The organism is Catenovulum sediminis (assembly GCF_007289895.1).
Classification (GTDB): Bacteria; Pseudomonadota; Gammaproteobacteria; order Enterobacterales; family Alteromonadaceae; genus Catenovulum; species Catenovulum sediminis.
Map to the genome: position 1 here is coordinate 698,543 of NZ_CP041660.1, position 18,242 is coordinate 716,784.

An 18,242-nucleotide genomic window follows, 5' to 3' on the forward strand; every position below is an offset into this window, starting at 1 on the left:
AGACAAGCGACTTATTCATATTTGGTTAACAATCTACAACAATTTTAGCCATTTGCCTACCCACCTAAAGCAATTTCATTCACATTTAAAAAATATAAATTATATAAAAACAACTAAAAGATTATCTTAGCGCTATGTTTAGGGCGCCATTTTAGTGGCAACGGATCGTTCATGTTTTTTTGTAGCTTGGTCAATGCAGCGAATAATTTTTTAATACGTTTTTGCTGATCGTTATCGTTTGCTAAGTCGACTTGCTCGTGCGGTGCATTAAACGCGAGATACATAAAAAAAGGCGCATCCTGCTTCGATGCTTGGTTAATAAACTTAACCGCATCTTGTTTTACAACTTCACTCCAATGCGTTCCACCTTGGTAAAAGCCAGCAAATTTCGGATCGGTTGGTGACCATTTGTCGACCTGCCCTTGAATAGGTCTAAGGTAGCCAATTGGCATAAATTCTCGGTAATGCGAATATTTTCCGGCTTTTAATAAATTGAAATTCTCAATCATCTTCGCATGGTTCCAACCATCAACGGGCATCCCAGGGCGAACATTGCGAGTATAGGTAAATACCTTTTGGGCGGGTAAGTGAACATGCCATTTACCGGTAAAGTAGGTTTGGTATCCGGCTTTACGCATTAAGTTGGCCCAAGTGGTTTCTCGTCGCTGTTGATGAAACTGTTTGTCTTCCAGTGCTTTTGCATTCCACAATGCACGACCAGAATTGAGCATGGCGCGTGATGCTAAACAAACGGCTCCGTTCCAAGCGCCCATATTATATGCATGGCTGAAGGTCACACCTTGCGCTGCTAATTCGTTTATATTGGGCGCGACAATTTCACTATTACCCATATTTTTCAGGGTATTAAAGGATTGATCATCACTTAAGATAAAAACAAAATTCGGTTTACTCTGAAGTCCGTGCTCTTGATCATTTGCCGCTACTGCAACTTGCATTGCCATACAGGCAAAAATCAATATTCCACTGAATAGCTGTTTTTTGACTTGTTTCACGATATGCACACCCGAAATTTCACATGAAAATATTAAATTTCACATGCAAATTTACAGGCAAGTACATTATTATGCAATGTTCCAGCGTTTAAATGCGCTGAACCAATACCACCCAATCTTTGTTGATATCATTGGGTGGTGTCCCAATCTCAGCTTGTACTTTTTGAAAATAGTATTTTAATGGGACGTCTATGGTTATTTCTGTTTTACTCCCCTGCACCAAGGCTCCGCCTGTTCTTGGGTTATACCAATGAATACTGTATTTTGCTTGCCCTTGAGGTAATTTAAGCTGCAAAAGCTGACTTGCATCTTTGCTGTACAGTATATAAAAATCGCCCCTTTTGCCTAAACCCCACCCGTTGATAACGTCTTCATCCAGGTTCTTAGCCAATTGAAATTCAACCTCTATCAATTCAAAAAAATCGATCGCATGTTTTGCCTGCTGCCAAAATTTATCGCGGCTGCGCCAATTCTCAGCGGTTAGATCCGAATGTTCACGTTTGTAGCCAAAATACCATTCTGTTCCCCAAGCACCGGCTGTCAAAGCGCCCCATAAACCATTCATCCGCGCAGCATCATGACTTGGGTTATATTTATCCGGTTGCAGTGCAAATTGTGCATCGCCGGGTTCATCGACGGCAACGGCAAATGGCCGACCATTACTGACAGGCCAAGAACGGATCCTTTTAACTGTGTCATGTACGCTGGCAAAATCAGCCTGACTGGTTTGCAACGAAACCCCTGTGTAGTAACTGTCATTCCCCAGTAAATCATCAAAGAAATTACCATTATGAATGACTACATGGTGTTTATAGGGGTCGTGTTGGTGAAAATATCGAGCCATTGCAATTCTTTGATTACTCGCCTGCGGCATCGTTTGGTGCGCTGGATACCAGTTACCGTTTTCTTCCCCCATATTCCAGTTCAGCGCTAAGTGATGGCCAAATCGCGCAATAAGCTCACGATAGTATAATTGACGATGTAAACCTAATCCGCCGTTGTCTAACAACCCCTGATTTTCTGCTTCTTGCGTTTTAAAATGCAAAAACAGGCCAAGAGACTGGGCGTGTGAAAAAACAATATCCCATTGTGCTAACTTCGACACATCAAATCTGTCGTAGGTATCATAATCCACATAAGGGAATACGTTTTGGTCATCCCCAAGAATATTCATTGTCAAAAATGAGATTGAATTCATGCCTTTACTGGCGATGTAATTGAGTGCGCCAATCAAACCTTTACCTTTACCATTTTGCCAGCTGGGATCGCCCTCTTGCCAGTCTTGCTGATGTGCCTGCCAGCTTTTAACAAGCTGATCTTTGTGGCCATCCGATTTAAAGCTACCGTCAAAATCTTTATACGACAGTAAATTTTCAGGTGAATCAGGACCGGCTTTAATAAAGTATCCATCATCTGCAAATTTTAGGTAAGGTTGATTGATATACTGCAAGCGGCCACGCGCACGAAAATCAGGTAATTTTTTGTCACTTTTAGTAACCACGAAAGTACCATTTAGATTGTCAACACCCGCGACACTGTGGCCACTGTTAATACGCTCTGATACTGCGATAAAAGGTGCTTTTTTAAAAGAAACGTGCCACCGCCATAAACCCACTTCATCTGGATTAAATATGACGCGCCATTTATTACCTGCGGCTGCGCCTGTGTTTGCTGCATCACCATCGGCTGCAAAAAAGCCAGGCACTGTATATTGCTTCTTAGTTTGTTGATGCGTAAAGGTGGTATTAAATTGATAGTGCGTAAATGGGTTTTCAGTATCCATTTCTGAAACATACGGGCCATCAAAGGTTAAGTGAATACTATGCCATTTTTTTAGCTCTCCGCTTATTTTTGGCGAAGCTGAAACTAGGTTAGTAAAGCAACATAGTATCGCGATCAACAGCGATAGACCTTTGGTTATTTGCATCACATTTATTCCTCCATCATAAAATCAGTAAAATCTAATATAAACCCAAAGCAATACAGCTTAAAACAAAGACTTTACAAAGCATTGTCTTTTGTTAACATTAAACCATAGGGCGTAATTGTCCACCATTATCTACAACAAGTATGATAAAAAAGCCGGCTGACGACCCGCTGTATTTATCAATTTAACGTCACAGTTTTAGAGCTTAACTTGGGTAAGGTTAAACATGAAAAATGAATTAACGCGTCGTAGCGCGCTCAAACTAGCCGCAGCCGGCATTGCAACCACAGCTATCGGCTGCCAATCAACTATGCCAACAGTGGCCACAACGGGTACGAATAACCAACGAAAAATACTAGAAACCAAAATAAATGACCCTTGGAGCAATACCCATGATCGAGTTTGGATTGGTGGTGAATATTGGGCCAATCCTATGGAAAACTGGCGCGTACACAATGGCGCAGTTGAATGCCAGTCAACAGGCGGAAACCGTAGCATTCATTCTTTAGTGCATCAATTGGTTGACGCATCGGGTGAATTTAACATTTCGGTTAATGTTAGCCGCCTAGAATACGGTGAGAATGATGGCGGTGCAGCAATCCGCATCGGCGTAAAAAGTGATTTAAATGAATACCGCAGTAACTGTTTTGTGCAAAAAGGATATGATGCGGGTTTTGTTAAAAATCAGTTGGTGCTTGGGCAAAAAACATTAAATTTGCCAAACTTAAACTGGCAGGACGAAGTTCAATTAACTCTAATTGGCAAACCGCGTGTCGGTGTCTATGAGGTAGAACTCCAAGCCCGTTTAGCGAAGACGCAGCAATTGATTGGTCGTTTAAACGAACATGTGGCGAGTGATAAGATCCTAGGTAATGTGGCGATCGTCAGCAACTTTAAATCATCTTCTGAAAAAATGTCGATTCCAGGTAGCAGTCGCTACCGATTCAGTGATTGGACAATCGCAGGCTCTGCTTTTAATCATCAACCCGAGCAAAAATTTGGCCCAATTTTGTGGACTATGTATACCCTAAACGACAGCCGTTCAGACGAAGGTTTTGTCATGAAGCTTAGCGTGCTGACCGGACCTATGGGCAAAGATGACAACCAAACCATTGAACTGCAAATTGAAAACGAGGGTGCTTGGCAGTCTTTAGGTTTCGCAAAGTTAGACCCGGATGCCTGGACAGCAACATTTAGAATTGCCAACTGGAATGAGAAAAAAGAGATTAAATATCGCGCTATTTACCGTGAAAAACTGAAAAATGGTGAACAGAAACCAGATATTTATGATGGCATTATTAAATCAAACCCAGTGGGTCGTAAATTAAAGCTAGCAGCTTTGACTTGTCAAAATGACTATGCCTATCCATATGCTCCGGTTGCTGAAAACGTTGAAAAAATGAACCCAGATTTAGTCTTTTTCTCCGGCGATCAGATTTACGAATCGCACGGTGGATTTGGTGTTATCCGCAAGCCAGCTCAACCAGCCATTTTAAATTATTTACGCATGTACTATCAGTTTGGCTGGGCGTTTCGGGATGTTATGCGCAATGCACCCACCGTATGTTTACCTGACGATCATGACGTAATGCAAGGTAATTTATGGGGTGAAAATGGTGCACAGATGTCTGACGAAGGTTTGGCATCAGGCCGCTCGGATGCTTGGGGTGGATATATTCAACCCGTGCGCATGATAAACACAGTACATAAAACACATACCTCACATATGCCTGAGCCGTATGACAAAGAAGCCAGCAAACGCGGCATTAGTGTTTACTATTGTGATATGGTGTATGGCGATGTCGGTTTTGCGATTTTAGCGGATAGACAATGGAAAAGTGGCCCAGACCAATTGAATATCGAAGTGGGTGTGTCTGGTCAGGGTGAAGATCCGGGGTATATCAACCCAGCATACGACAGAGCAGATTTACAATTGTTAGGCGCCCGCCAGGAAGCATTCTTAGAACAATGGGGAAAAGATTTTCGGGGCCATAAAATGAAAGCTGTTTTAAGTCAGACGGTACTGGCCAGTATCTGTACGCATCAACCCAGACCTGACCGTTATTTAAAATACGATTTTGACAGCAATGGCTGGCCCGCAACCGCACGTAATAAAGCGGTTGAAATTATGCGTCAAACCAAAGCACTGCATATTTGTGGTGACACGCACTTGCCGACGCTTTCACAATATGGTTTACATGAACAACGTGACAGTAACTGGGCGTTTTGTGGACCCGCTATTGCAGTCGGCTGGCCTAGATTCTGGTTACCAGATGTGGTCGGCTTACCTATTGTTAACCGGCCAGAACATGCGCTCCCACAGACCGGCGAATACCTAGATAGCTTCGGCAATAAAATGTATATCTATGCAGCAGGTATTCCAGAGGTCGGTAAAGCCGCTAACCGCTATATTAAGGCTCACCAAAAAGGCAGTGGGTTTGGTTTTGTCACATTTGACACGCAAGCGAAAACATACAAAATTGAGGCCTATAAGTTTTTAATTGACGTGACAGATGGCGATCCAAACAATCAGTTTGCTGGATGGCCTGTCGTGATCCATCAAGATGAAAATATCGGGCAAAATAAATTAAGCTAATTGTTATAGTGACTTAATGGCTATTTTAACTAACAACAAGGCGTAATAGCTTTTGTTAAGGTTAAAATAGCCCTAGTTTATTTAAAGGTAGGCGGTACTAATTAAAGCTTGCGTGTACTGAGTTTTAGGTTGTTCAAAAACCGCCTGACAACCGCCCGCTTCAACAACTTTCCCCGCTCGCATCACGACAATCTGATCACACAAAGCTTTAACCACTTTTAAATCATGACTGATAAATAAGTAAGTTAAATTATGCGCTTGTTGAAGTTTTCTCAGTAAGCTTAAAACTTGAAACTGCACCGTTCTGTCTAATGATGAAGTGGGTTCATCTAAAATAATAAACTTAGGTTGCATGACAAGCGCCCGTGCCAAAGCAATTCGTTGCCTTTGCCCACCGGAAAACTCATGTGGATATCTATGTCTTATCTCAGGGTCTAGCTCAACCGATTTCATTGCGTCAATGATCATCTGCTCGCGCGATTGCGCCGTGCCAATGCCATTAATTTCAAGTCCTTCACCGATAATTTCACTGACCAACATTCTGGGGCTCAAACTGCCATACGGGTCTTGAAATACAAACTGCAGATCGCGCCGCAGTTTAGTCATGTCCTGTTTGGAAATTTGATTCAAATTAGTGCCGTTAAATAACAACTCTCCGTCTGAATCAATCAGCTTTAACAGCGCTTTAGACAAAGTTGTTTTACCGCTACCACTTTCCCCGACAACGCCAAGTGAGCTGCCCTGTTTGATTGTAAAACTAATATCATCAACCGCTTTGACATGGCCGCTAACGCGGCGAAAAATGCCTTTTTCAATTGGAAACCAAACTTTGAGGTTTTTAATATTAATCAGTTCTGGCGCATCTTCTCGGGTCTGCCTGAATTCATCCGGGGGTTCAGCATTAATCAGCTTTTGCGTATAAGGATGTTGTGGCTTGGCAAACAAACTTTGGCTGTCGGCTAATTCAACAATTTTGCCTTTTTCCATAACAGCAACCGTATCCGCAATTTGTTTCACCACAGATAAATCATGGCTGATAAACAGTACCGCCATGTTAAGTTCATCTTTTAATTGCTGGATTAACTCTAAAATCTGCGCTTGTACAGTTACATCTAACGCGGTTGTAGGTTCGTCCGCAATTAACAAAGCCGGTTCATTAATCAGCGCCATGGCGATCATAATACGCTGTTTTTCACCGCCGGAGAATTGATGTGGATAGTCTTTTAAACGGTTCTCTGCATTACGAATACCGACTTTATTTAGCCACTCAATAATTTTAGGCTGGCTCTGTTTAAGGCTCCATCCACGATGAATCGACAAGGTTTCACTGAGCTGCTTTTCAATTGTATGTAAAGGGTTAAGAGACATCATGGGCTCTTGGAAAATCACACCGACGTGTGAACCTCGCCAAGCTCTTAATTGCTTTTGTGAGGCTTTTAAAACCGATTGGTTTTGCAGTTGAATGTCACCCCCTAAATAAGTAACTGGAGGTTCATTCAATAAGCGCAATACCGACATAGCAGTAACCGATTTTCCACTGCCACTTTCACCGACTAAGGCAAAAGTTTCACCTTGCTGTATGGTAAAACTGATCTGATGAATCACCTGACGAATATTGTCGCCTTGTTTAAAACCAACCGATAAGTCTTTAATGTTTAATACATCATTCATTAGTAACTTTTCCTCGGATCGTACGCATCACGTATGCCTTCACCAATAAAAACCAACAGCATTAAAATTAAGCCCAAAGAGCCAAATGCGGTAAACCCTAACCAAGGGGCTTGAATATTTGATTTGCCCTGTGCCAGCAATTCGCCTAATGAAGGTTCACCCGGCGGTAAACCGAATCCCAGAAAATCCAGTGAGGTTAAAATAGTGACCGAACCCGATAGTGAAAACGGCAACATAGCCAATGTCGCGACCATTGCATTGGGTAGAATATGTTTAAACATCAATCGCCAGTCTGACATCCCCATTGCTTTGGCGGCAATCACGTACTCTAAGTTACGGCATTTTAAAAATTCAGCTCGAACAACTCCGACAAACCCCATCCAGCCAAAAAGCAAGGTAATAACAATCAGCCAGGCTACATTTGGGGTAATAAAGTTAACCAGAATAATCAGCATGAAAAGTTGTGGCAAGCCGCCCCAAATCTCCATAAACCGCTGTAAGGCTAAATCGACCCAGCCACCGTAAAACCCTTGAATTGCGCCTAAAGAAATACCAATAAAAGCAGAGGCTAACGTAACGGCAAAACCAAACAAAATACTTAAGCGAAAACCATAAATAACTCGCGCGACAACATCGTGCCCCTTATCATCAGTGCCTAACCAGTTTTCTGCGGTAGGTGCACTGGGCGCAGGGGTCGGTAAATCATAGTTAATGGTTGAATAATGAAAGGGGATTAAAGGCCAATATATTTCACCATCCCCTTCTGCTATTAATTCTTGAATATAAGGGTCTCGGTAGTCGGCGGCTAAATCAAACTCGCCTCCAAAGGTGGTTTCAGAGTATTCCACGAAAATCGGTGAATACCACTGCCCTTTGTATTCAATTAAAAATGGTTTGTCATTGGCGATAAGCTCTGCGAATAAACAAATGAAAAATAACACAGAGAATAGCCACAAAGACCAAACAGCTCTGCGATTCGATTTAAATCTTAACCACCTTTGTTGATTGAGTGCACTTAATTGCATTACGACCTCGACTCAAAATCAATTCTAGGATCAATAATCATATACATGACGTCACTGACGATATTTAACAGTAAACCGACTAGGGTAAATACATATAAGGTTGCAAAAATAACCGGGTAATCGCGCTGTACTGTGGTTTCATAAAACAGTAAACCGAGTCCGTCCAGTGAAAAGATAATTTCGATAATCAGTGAACTGCCAAAGAATACCGCGATTAACGAGCCAGGCAAGCCAGCGACAATCACCAACATGGCATTGCGAAATACATGTTTGTATAAAATAGCATCCTCTGTTAACCCTTTAGCACGAGCTGTCATCACATACTGCCGGCTGATTTCATCTAAAAATAAGTTTTTAGTTAACATGGTCAGCGCTGCAAATGAACCGATAACAGTTGCAATAATAGGCAAGGTCATATGCCAAAAATAATCGACAATTTTGCCCCACCAGGATAGCTCCTCCCAATTATTAGAGGTTAAACCGCGCAGTGGAAACCAGTCTAAAAAGCTACCACCCGCAAAGAGAATCACTAATAACACAGCAAATAAAAAGGCCGGAATGGCACTTGCGCCCAATACTATGGTTGTCGTCCAAATATCAAAACGGCTGCTGTGGCGCACCGCTTTACGAATACCTAATGGAATCGATACAGCATAGACAATTAATGTTGACCATAAGCCCAGTGAGATTGAAACAGGCAGACGTTCATATATCAGTTCAAGCACTTCTTTACCGCGAAATAAACTCTCGCCAAAATCAAAAACCAGATAATTTTTTAGCATGATCCAAAAACGCTCATGTATTGGCTTGTCAAAACCAAAACGGCGTTCAATCTCGGCTATTTCTTCTTTGGTTAAACCACCCGCACCACGATAACCGGATTGCTCTTTGGCGGTAATATCTCTGGGTTTATCAACTTCATTGGCACTGCCACTTAATCGCTCTTGCATGACATTGGTATTCGCAAGACCGGATTGCGCCGCAATATATTGGTCAACTGGCCCTCCTGGAGCCAGTTGGATAATAAAAAAGTTTAACGTGATAATGGCGAAAAACGTCGGTACGACAAGTAATAATCTTCTAAATATGTAGGCAAGCATAATTTACCTAAAATTATTGTTGTTTATTGCTGGGTAATTTTTTCGCTTTTTGCGCGTCGTACCACCAAGTGTCTTCACCTAATTCATATTTTGGAATCGTATCAGGACGTGAAAATTTATCCCAATACGCAACACGATATTTCGACAGGTGCCATTGCGGGATCGAATAATATTGCCACAATAAAACGCGATCGAAAGCTTTAGCATATGCGGTTAATTCAGCTTCATTTTCTTGATTTTGCGCAATTGCTTCAACCAATGCATCAACGACCGGATGATTTGGTCCAACAAAGTTATAAGATGAGTTCAAATAATCTGAATGCCATTGTATTTTTAATGTTTCACTGGGGAATCCGGAAAATGAACGGCTAATCATATCAAACTCACGCTCACGCACTCGGTTTATGTATTGAGAAGCATCTGAGACTAAACGAATATTCATTTTGGCGCCGATACGTTCGATATTTTTTTGAAAAGGAATTGCAAAACGTTCTTCAGACGGACGGTAGATCAGCAGTTCAAACTCAAATTGCTTGCCTGTTGGATCTAACAACTGGTTATTTTTTAACGTATAACCGGCTTGTTTAAATAAGCGCAGCGCTTGTCTGATTTCTTTACGAATATTGCCGCTGCCATCCGTTTTATTTAAGCTGAATTTTTTGTTAAAAATTTCACTCGGCAACTGCTCTTTGTATTGACTTAAAATTTCCAACTCGCGTCCGTTTGGCAAATCAGTAACTGAGAACTCGGTATTCATAAAATAGCTATAATTACGCTGATAATCGCCGTAAAACAGGTTTTTGTTGGTCCATTCAAAGTCAAATAATAGATTTAATGCCTGACGCACTTTTCTATCTTTGAATTGCGGCTTTTGCACATTAAAAATAAATGCGCTGTTACCGGTGGGCACTTGGTGAGAGATTTCGTCTTTAACAATATACCCCTTGTCAAAATTATCCCCTGTGTATTGTGTTGCCCAGTTTTTCGCGATCGATTCTACCCGAAAATCATATTCACCTTTTTTAAAGGCCTCCATTAAGACGGTTTCATCTAAGTAATAATCTATTTTAATGCGGTCAAAATTAAAACGTCCAACTCGGCTTGGATGCTGCGCCGCCCAATAATCTTTTTTTCTTTGATAGACGATATATTGCCCCATTTCATAGTCTTTTATCGTATAAGGACCACTGCCTAATGGCGGCTTTTCAAACGGCTCTGAAAATTTTCTATCTTTGTAATAATGCTCTGGTAATACGGTTAAATCACACAAGCTGAGCATTAAAGATTTGCCCGGAATATCTAAGCTAAAAGTAACAGCATTCCCTTTAACTGATTTTACCGCTACGCCTTCAAAATATTTCTTAAATTGAGGCACGCCTTGCTCAAAAAACAGATTATAGCTAAATGCCACATCACTGGCTTTTATCGCCGTGCCATCATGAAATTTAGCGTTTTCATCAATGTAAAAAGTGACCCAAGAAAAGTCATCGGCATACTCAATTTGTTTTGCAATAAGCGGATAGTACACAGAGATTTCATCTGAGTTAGATGACATTAGCGAGTCATACAACAAACCATCAATCATTGCAGGCGACGTTCCGCGCTGAGCATAACGATTAAAGTTATCAAAAGTGCCTCGTTGCCCCATGGTTATTTGCCCACCTTTTGGTGCATCTGGGTTGACATAATCCCAATGTTTAAACCCTTGTGAATATTTAGCTTCACCACGCAAGGCAATTGAAGTGCTTTTATGGACAGTAACTTGTTTTTCTGACTTTTTTTGCGCTGCCTCTTGTGCAAACAAAGTGGTACTTCCGACACTAAGCAAACCAAACAAGGTGGACAGCATGAATATTTGACTTATTTTTCGCATATTTTTATTTTCTCCACAAAAACAAAATCGATTCTGCTCGACTTGCGCTATATTGAGTATTACAAAGACAGTTAAAAAACAGTAAGATGTATCACGCGAGTAGAAGTTTCAGGATACGACCGAATTTTCCACTATTATCTGAAAAGCTAGATTACCTGTAAAGTTGCTAAATGACTATGAAAATCAATGTAAAACTGACAGTATTGGTTGCCCTCGTCGCGATATTAGCGGGACTTTTAATATCACTACTTTCTTATTCAAGGGTATTATCATCTAGCCACGATGAAGCAGACAAAACCATTCGCTCTTTAGCGGCCACGGTATACAATACCGCTGCGGCAGCGGCTTACCTAAACGATGAACCGTTAGCAAACGATGTCATATCGGGTCTGTTGAAAAATGCGATGGTCGAATGCGCCGATATCATCAGCCAACAAATCAAAGAAAACTCAGAAAGTCAGTGCAACCCAAAACAAATGTACAGTGAGACACTTTACTCGCCATTTAATGCCAGCAGTAAAATAGGTACATTACGCTTATATAAAAACGAGCAATTTGTCCATGAAAAAGCACTCGAGCAAGTATGGGCTGAAATCACCGGTATTTTTCTGATCGTTTTTATCATAGCGGTTTGTACCTTGATTATCACTTATGTATTAGTTTCCCACCCAATTAGTATGTTAGCGCATGAGCTTGAAACAATTGACTTTACCCATGAAGAAACCGGCCGGTTAAAAGCGCAAACCCGAAAAGATGAATTGGGTCTAATCAAAACGATTATCAATCGCATGTTAGCGAAACTGGATGAGCGATTACAGCACGAACGCAATCTGACTTTGCAAACGGAAAAACTTTCCAGCAATTTTAAAATGATTTGTGAACTCTCAACCAATGCGCTGGTTGTTACTGATGAAAACCTGATTCTGCAGTCGGTAAACCCTAAATTTGTTGAGTTGTGGCAAAAAAACAGTGGCTTGTCTGAAGTTATTTACGATGATAAATGGTTAGAACGCATATGTTTTGAAGTTGAATCAATAAAGCAAGAAATTCTCGCACATCAAACTTTAAACGATTCACTAACCTATGAAATAGAAGTTAAAAAACCGAGTGAACAAGACAAAGAAGCACAGTGGTATAATCTCACGTTCAGCAAAGCCGAGAATATGTTTGGCGAGATTAATATTTTCCTCATTATTAGTGATATCACCGAACAGCGTCAAAAACTATTAATGACTGAATTTGAAGCTGATCATGACATGTTAACGCACCTTAAAAACCGCCGTTCGACCCGACGCATCATTGAACGTATCATTGATAATTCAGAATTATCACCCGAATTTGCGATTTTACTGATTGATTTAGACGGTTTTAAAGGGGTAAACGACACCTATGGCCATGATGCCGGAGATAGGGTTTTAGTCGAAATCGCGCAACGCTATCGCGCACTCACCAGAAAATCGGACATTGTTTGCCGTTGGGGCGGCGATGAATTTTTAATTATACTAACCAATGTTAATCGCCAAGAAGTTGAGATGATTGCGGAAAAATTGGTTAATGTCACCAGTGTGCCAATCGCGATTGGCGATGAGCTTTCCGCGCAGGTTGGCAGTAGTATCGGCATTGCGACTTACCCCGAAGCCGGCAAAGACTTTGACCGCTTATTCGACCACGCAGATCATGCTATGTATCAGGTTAAAAAACAGGGCAAAAACGATTTCGCTTTTTATGAGTGGCAAAACTAAGCCACTCAGCGCTCCCTCAAAAAGTCGATTTGCATTTTTTAAACGTTCATGAAAAACCTTTACTTAGAAACGATAGACAACTTTGACCGAGCTATCGACTTCACTTTCTTCAACATAACCAATCGCTTTGGGGTTTTTCGCGACAAAATTTACAACTTCGCTCGCTGTTGCTAGCTCAGTAGGCGGCATATAACGACCGGTAAATTTCAACCTTGCCCAATAGCTGCTAATTTTAGCTAATGACAAGCCCGTTGCTTTTTTGTAAAAGTCTGCCTTGTCCTGAGAGCTATTCGGTAAATCAATCGGCTCAGCTGAAGTGCCATTGGGAAATGCGACATACCGCCCGGTATAGATATCAACGACATGCGTTAGCTCAAGTGAATCTACTGGGTTTTCTGGATGCACAATCAATACTAGCTCAGCGCAAACGTAACTGCTGAATAATAACGAAGCACCGGCGATCAACTTTTTTATCTTGGAATATTTCATCATTAAAATATCCAATCTATACTAAAAGCCATCACATCGATTACTTCTGAGTCATTGTAAGCCAAGCGCTCTTGAATCCATAAACCGCCACCGTCTTCTTCCACCCAACTTCTTTCATATTGAGCTTTTACTGCAATATTTGCATCAAAATCCCAGCGCATACCAATTGCTAAGCTTTTTTGCTCGTATTCGACATTTAGCGCATCGACAACGCCAACAACCGCAGAAGCCGCATCAAAACCTAAGGCTTGTGTGACACCACCTAATAACATAGGGTTAGGTTGTGTTTGTTGCTGATACCCTTCATCTGTTTTTATGGCAGAAGCAATAATAAAAGGCGTTACAACATCACTACGGTAACTGTATTGTAAATACCCCGCGGTACTATCAGGCGCCAAGTCCGACTCAGAAGTTAACTTGCCAAATTCCCCTCGAACCTGACATTCAAAGTCACGATATTCAAAAGCTACAGATGCATAGTTTAATCTGCTTTCACTTATACTATAGGCCTGTTTGATGACCCCTGCTTCCTGCCAGTTAGGTAAGCTTTTTAACGGCGAGATGATGCCTGGGTTCGCGAGCAGCTCCAAAAAAGGTTCTACATTTTGGCTTTCAGTATATTCAAATTGAGCTTGAGTATAACTGGCTCGATATAACCAATTACCATATTCAACTTCAAAATTTAAACCCGCCAGCCAATCAAATTCGTTTTCTGTTTCAACACCAACAACATCCACAACAACATGTGTTTGGCCAGCAAAAAAATTCGTTTTTAGAAAGGTTGACCCCACTCTCTTTTGGTAAGTTGCGTCAAAACCGTCGACAAACGACAGTGGAATTTGCGCATAAAAATCATGCACTGGATAAACCGTATCATGTGCATAACTGATGTAGCGGCTTTCACTTAAAAAATAAATACGCGGAGAAAAACGCCCGACTCTGACCAACCAACTGGCTGACGGCGTGTAATTAAGTGTTGCGATTTTAACTCGGTCTAAATCAGAACTTACCATCTCCTCTTGCAAAACAGCTTGGGTGACCAGCTCGAATTCTTTATTAAACTGATGATTAATCTGAAGACCTAAACGGCTCAAATCAGAAATTTTAAAATCACCGCGATAACCTTCTTCAGGCGCTGCAATATCAGAGCGAAAACCCAGTTGAGTACTGTCTGCATGATAGCCAGCAATAGAGCCAAAGCCAGATATTTGAGTCCCCTGTGCTGCTACATTACCTGCAACGCAAGCCAGTGTCGCGGCCAGACAAGTGCACTTAATCACTTGGGTTGCTTTAGGCATACTATTCATAATAACTTCCACAAACATATGTAACACTAAATCTAGTGTATAACCGATAAAATGACAATTGAGCTCGTTGCCTTATAATTATTTTACACGCGGAATAAAACCAACCGCTTCATACACCTTATCTAATGTTTGTTGGGCACGCTGAGATGCTTTTTCAGCGCCCGCCGCCATAATTTTGTCTAACTCAGCGCGTTCACCTCGTAATTGCGCAAAACGCGTTTGAATCGGCTCTAATAATGCGACAACAGCTTCAGCGGTATCCTTTTTCAAATGACCATACATTTTGTCTTCATACTCAGGTACCAGCGCTTCGATACTGCGACCTGTTGCGCAAGACAATAAAGTTAATAAATTCGAAACACCCGCTTTTTCTTCTACATCAAAATAAATACGCGCTTGTTCGTCAGAATCTGTCACCGCTCGTTTAATTTTCTTAGTGATTTTTTTCGGGTCTTCTAACAAACCGATAAAATTGCCAGGATTATCATCTGACTTTGACATCTTTTTAGTGGGTTCCAGCAAGCTCATGATTCTTGCGCCTGTTTCTGGAATATAGGGATCGGGCACTTTAAAAACATTGTCATAAATATTGTTAAAACGAATGGCGATATCTCGACTGAGCTCTAAATGTTGCTTTTGGTCGTTGCCGACTGGAACTTGATCGGCTTTGTACAACAGTATGTCTGCAGCCATTAAGATAGGATAGGTAAATAAACCGGCATTAATGTTATTTTCATTTTTTGCCGACTTGTCTTTAAACTGAGTCATACGATTCAGTTCACCCATTTGCGTGTAACAATTTAAAATCCAACCCAACTGTGCATGCTGCGGCACATGCGATTGAACAAATACCGTACTTTTATTTGGATCGATGCCACAAGCTAAGTAGAGCGCTAATCCATCAAGACAGGCTTCTCGTAATTTTTCGGGTTCTTGTCTCACGGTAATGGCGTGTAAATCAACCAGTGAAAAGAGGCAATCATAATCATCTTGCATTTTAACCCATTGACGCAGGGCTCCCATGTAGTTACCAATTGTTAACTCACCACTAGGCTGTGCGCCACTTAATACGACGGGTTTACTCATAATGTCCTCAAATACTTCTATATTGGCTTATCTGCTGTGCAATGATCCGTATCTTACTCAGTTTTTGCAAGCAAGAATTGTAAATAGATGGTTAATTGTGAAAATGGCGGCCCCACCAGGACTCGAACCTGGATCGATCGCTTAGGAGGCAACTGTTCTATCCTGTTGAACTATAGGGCCAAATTTGAGCTGAATTTTAGCGAGATTTGTTAAACAATTGCAAGTTTACTATTCGCTTCTTTTGTTTTGTCATATACAGGGTGTATGCTGATGTTAAGAATTGCTTATCACTTGATCCAACGAAATATAACACGGGAATCGTATGTCTAAAGGGTTACGCTGGCTGATTGCAAGCATGGTTTTTATTGCGGTTATCAGCTATATGCAAATTACAGTGGGTTGGCAAAATGTGCTCGCACAATGGCAACAGCTATCTATCACCCAACTGCTGCTCATTACGGCTTTGACTTTTATCAGCTATTACTTACGTGCGTATCGTAGCTATTATTATTTTGGCAAAGCGCTTAACCACCCTTTTAGTTTATATGTCCGAATTAACTTTTTACATAATGCCTTGAACAACTTTTTACCGATGCGACTGGGCGAAGCTTCTTTCCCATTGTTTATGAAACAAACTTTTAATTACTCTATCCTGCGGGCCAGTAGCGGATTGTTGTTGATTCGGTTAATGGATTTACATTGGTTGTTGTTATTGTTGAGTCTTTTGGCTGCATTGCAAATTAACACTTTATTTTGGCTATTAACCCTTGGATGGGTAATTTTGCCGTTTATTGTGTGGCATATTTTTCCTTTTTTGCTGTTAAAACTGCCAAAAAAACTACAACAAAAGGTCCAATTATTATCGCTTGAAGGGCCTATTGAAGAGCGAAAAGAAGAGCGTAATGCAGCGCTATTTCTAGCCAAGGTATATTGTCAAACAGCATGCATTTGGTTAATCAAGCTTGCTGCACTGGTGTTTATTTTTTCCGCTTTTATTGAACTGGACGGTTTTAAAGCGATTTTTGCCGTTGTCAGTGCCGACTTAAGCAGTGTATTGCCAATTCATGGATTGGCAGGTAGTGGTACGTTTGAGGCTGCGATACTGGCCGCCTTACTACCTTTTGGTTTGCAGCCTGAGCGCATTTTAGTCGCCGCAGTCAATTTACATATATATGTATTGGCCGTCACTTTACTATCTGTCCCGATTGCCCTGTGCATTCAAGCTAAACCTCAGGTACATAAAAATGAAATACAAACTTAAGATTAGTTTAAGATAAATTTAATCAAGTATTCAGTATTCATTCGTAGCCTTTAAGGCGCTAATACTAGCTATCGAGAAATGTAGAGATCTGAAAATCATGACAGCAAACCACCCGACCAGCCTTTCAATCGTCATTCCCATGTACAAAGAAGAAGAAAATGCCGAGTTAATGATTAAACAAATCCATCAAGGTATGGAATTATTTAACGGCCACTGGGAAGTTATTTGTGTAGACGATGGTAGCCCAGATTGTACCTTAGCGAAATTACGTCAAGCACAGCAAACGCACGGTGAACATGTCAGAATAATCGAACTGCAACGAAACTTTGGTCAAACAGCAGCGATGCAAGCGGGTATTGATGCCGCACGAGGAGAGCTCATTGCAACCTTGGATGGCGATTTACAAAACGATCCGCATGATATCCCCCGCATGGTAGATGAATTGCTAGAACGTGATTTAGATCTACTGCAAGGCTGGCGTAAAAACCGGCAGGATGCGGCCATTAAGCGTAAGCTGCCATCTCGTATTGCCAATAAGTTAATCGCTCGCATTACAGGTGTTAAGCTACATGATTATGGCTGTAGCTTGAAAATCTACCGCGCCAGTATTTTAAAACAAATTCGTTTATTTGGTGAAATGCACCGTTTTATTCCGGTTTGGGTAGCCGGTATTACTGCGCCTCATCGTATCGGTGAAACAGTCGTTAGCCATCACGCACGGCAGTTTGGTGAATCTAAATACGGAATTAGCCGTACATTTAGGGTGATTATTGATTTACTGTCGGTATTTTTCTTTTTGCGTTACAAAGCCCGTCCCGGTCATTTTTTTGGTTCAATTGGACTCACCAGTGGCGCAATTGGCGGTTTGTTGATGAGCTGGTTGTTGTTCGTTAAGTTCGTCTTGGGTGAGGATATTGGTAATCGCCCTATGCTAATCGTTTCCGTTTTACTGTTGGTCATGGCTCTCCAGTTTTTAACCACGGGTGTTGTTGCCGAGATGCTCAGTCGCATTTTTTTCCAAGGCTCCGAAGGGCGTAACTTTGTTGTTAGAAAAATATGTGAACCACAAGAGCAAAATGCTTGGTTTGTGCAAAAAGTGCAAAGTGCAAAGTGCAAAGACGCCAGAACAACAGACAAAAGTAGAAAATAATA

Annotated in this window: 13 protein-coding genes and 1 tRNA gene; 4 read left to right on the forward strand and 10 right to left on the reverse strand. The window is 41.3% G+C overall.

All coding sequences use genetic code 11. The features are described from left to right. Positions 1–113: 113 nt before the first annotated feature. Both FNT16_RS02760 and FNT16_RS02765 read right to left on the reverse strand, forming a co-directional pair. Complete coding sequence (locus FNT16_RS02760) at positions 114–1,013, reverse strand: sulfatase-like hydrolase/transferase (RefSeq protein WP_143870121.1); 900 nt, start codon at positions 1,011–1,013, stop codon at positions 114–116. A gap of 88 nt (positions 1,014–1,101) precedes the next feature. Then, complete coding sequence (locus FNT16_RS02765) at positions 1,102–2,940, reverse strand: DUF5060 domain-containing protein (protein WP_143870122.1); 1,839 nt, start codon at positions 2,938–2,940, stop codon at positions 1,102–1,104. A 226-nt stretch (positions 2,941–3,166) separates the two neighbouring features. On the opposite strand from FNT16_RS02765, the gene FNT16_RS02770 reads away from it, so the two are divergent. Then, positions 3,167–5,536, forward strand: a complete 2,370-nt coding sequence (locus tag FNT16_RS02770; protein WP_143870123.1) for an alkaline phosphatase D family protein — start codon at positions 3,167–3,169, stop codon at positions 5,534–5,536. An 81-nt stretch (positions 5,537–5,617) separates the two neighbouring features. Here FNT16_RS02770 and FNT16_RS02775 read toward each other — a convergent pair whose 3' ends face one another. The 4 genes from FNT16_RS02775 to FNT16_RS02790 are packed head-to-tail and all read right to left on the reverse strand — an operon-like array spanning position 5,618 to position 11,205. Next, positions 5,618–7,207 (reverse strand): ABC transporter ATP-binding protein, encoded by a 1,590-nt coding sequence (locus FNT16_RS02775; protein WP_143870124.1) that lies wholly within the window; start codon positions 7,205–7,207, stop codon positions 5,618–5,620. Then, positions 7,207–8,232: an ABC transporter permease gene (locus FNT16_RS02780; protein ID WP_143870125.1), complete on the reverse strand. Its 1,026-nt coding sequence runs from the start codon at positions 8,230–8,232 to the stop codon at positions 7,207–7,209. Before FNT16_RS02780 ends, FNT16_RS02775 begins: the two co-directional genes overlap by 1 nt. Next, positions 8,232–9,332 carry a microcin C ABC transporter permease YejB gene (locus tag FNT16_RS02785; RefSeq protein ID WP_143870126.1) on the reverse strand — a complete coding sequence of 367 codons (1,101 nt, stop codon included), beginning with the start codon at positions 9,330–9,332 and terminating at the stop codon, positions 8,232–8,234. The genes FNT16_RS02780 and FNT16_RS02785 overlap by 1 nt, the downstream gene beginning before the upstream one ends. A 13-nt stretch (positions 9,333–9,345) precedes the next feature. Further along, a complete protein-coding gene (locus tag FNT16_RS02790) occupies positions 9,346–11,205 on the reverse strand; it encodes an extracellular solute-binding protein (protein WP_246072318.1) in 1,860 nt (619 codons plus the stop codon). A 170-nt stretch (positions 11,206–11,375) separates the two neighbouring features. Between FNT16_RS02790 and FNT16_RS02795 the strand changes: the two genes are divergently transcribed. Then, positions 11,376–12,947, forward strand: coding sequence for a GGDEF domain-containing protein (locus FNT16_RS02795; RefSeq protein ID WP_246072320.1), 1,572 nt, complete (start codon positions 11,376–11,378; stop codon positions 12,945–12,947). 63 nt (positions 12,948–13,010) lie between these two features. Here FNT16_RS02795 and FNT16_RS02800 read toward each other — a convergent pair whose 3' ends face one another. The 4 genes from FNT16_RS02800 to FNT16_RS02815 form a co-directional block, all read right to left on the reverse strand. Beyond that, positions 13,011–13,439, reverse strand: a complete 429-nt coding sequence (locus tag FNT16_RS02800; protein WP_143870127.1) for a type 2 periplasmic-binding domain-containing protein — start codon at positions 13,437–13,439, stop codon at positions 13,011–13,013. Continuing rightward, positions 13,439–14,743 carry a hypothetical protein gene (locus FNT16_RS02805; protein ID WP_143870128.1) on the reverse strand — a complete coding sequence of 435 codons (1,305 nt, stop codon included), beginning with the start codon at positions 14,741–14,743 and terminating at the stop codon, positions 13,439–13,441. The genes FNT16_RS02800 and FNT16_RS02805 overlap by 1 nt, the downstream gene beginning before the upstream one ends. A gap of 78 nt (positions 14,744–14,821) precedes the next feature. Beyond that, positions 14,822–15,829: a tryptophan--tRNA ligase gene (gene trpS / locus FNT16_RS02810; protein WP_143870129.1), complete on the reverse strand. Its 1,008-nt coding sequence runs from the start codon at positions 15,827–15,829 to the stop codon at positions 14,822–14,824. Between the two features lie 104 nt (positions 15,830–15,933). Further along, a tRNA-Arg gene (locus tag FNT16_RS02815) sits at positions 15,934–16,009 on the reverse strand. A gap of 142 nt (positions 16,010–16,151) precedes the next feature. On the opposite strand from FNT16_RS02815, the gene FNT16_RS02820 reads away from it, so the two are divergent. Together FNT16_RS02820 and FNT16_RS02825 are read left to right on the forward strand one after the other, a co-directional pair. Further along, a complete protein-coding gene (locus FNT16_RS02820; protein ID WP_143870130.1) occupies positions 16,152–17,090 on the forward strand; it encodes a lysylphosphatidylglycerol synthase transmembrane domain-containing protein in 939 nt (312 codons plus the stop codon). A gap of 97 nt (positions 17,091–17,187) precedes the next feature. Continuing rightward, positions 17,188–18,240, forward strand: coding sequence for a glycosyltransferase family 2 protein (locus FNT16_RS02825; RefSeq protein ID WP_143870131.1), 1,053 nt, complete (start codon positions 17,188–17,190; stop codon positions 18,238–18,240). The last annotated feature ends 2 nt before the right edge of the window (positions 18,241–18,242 follow it).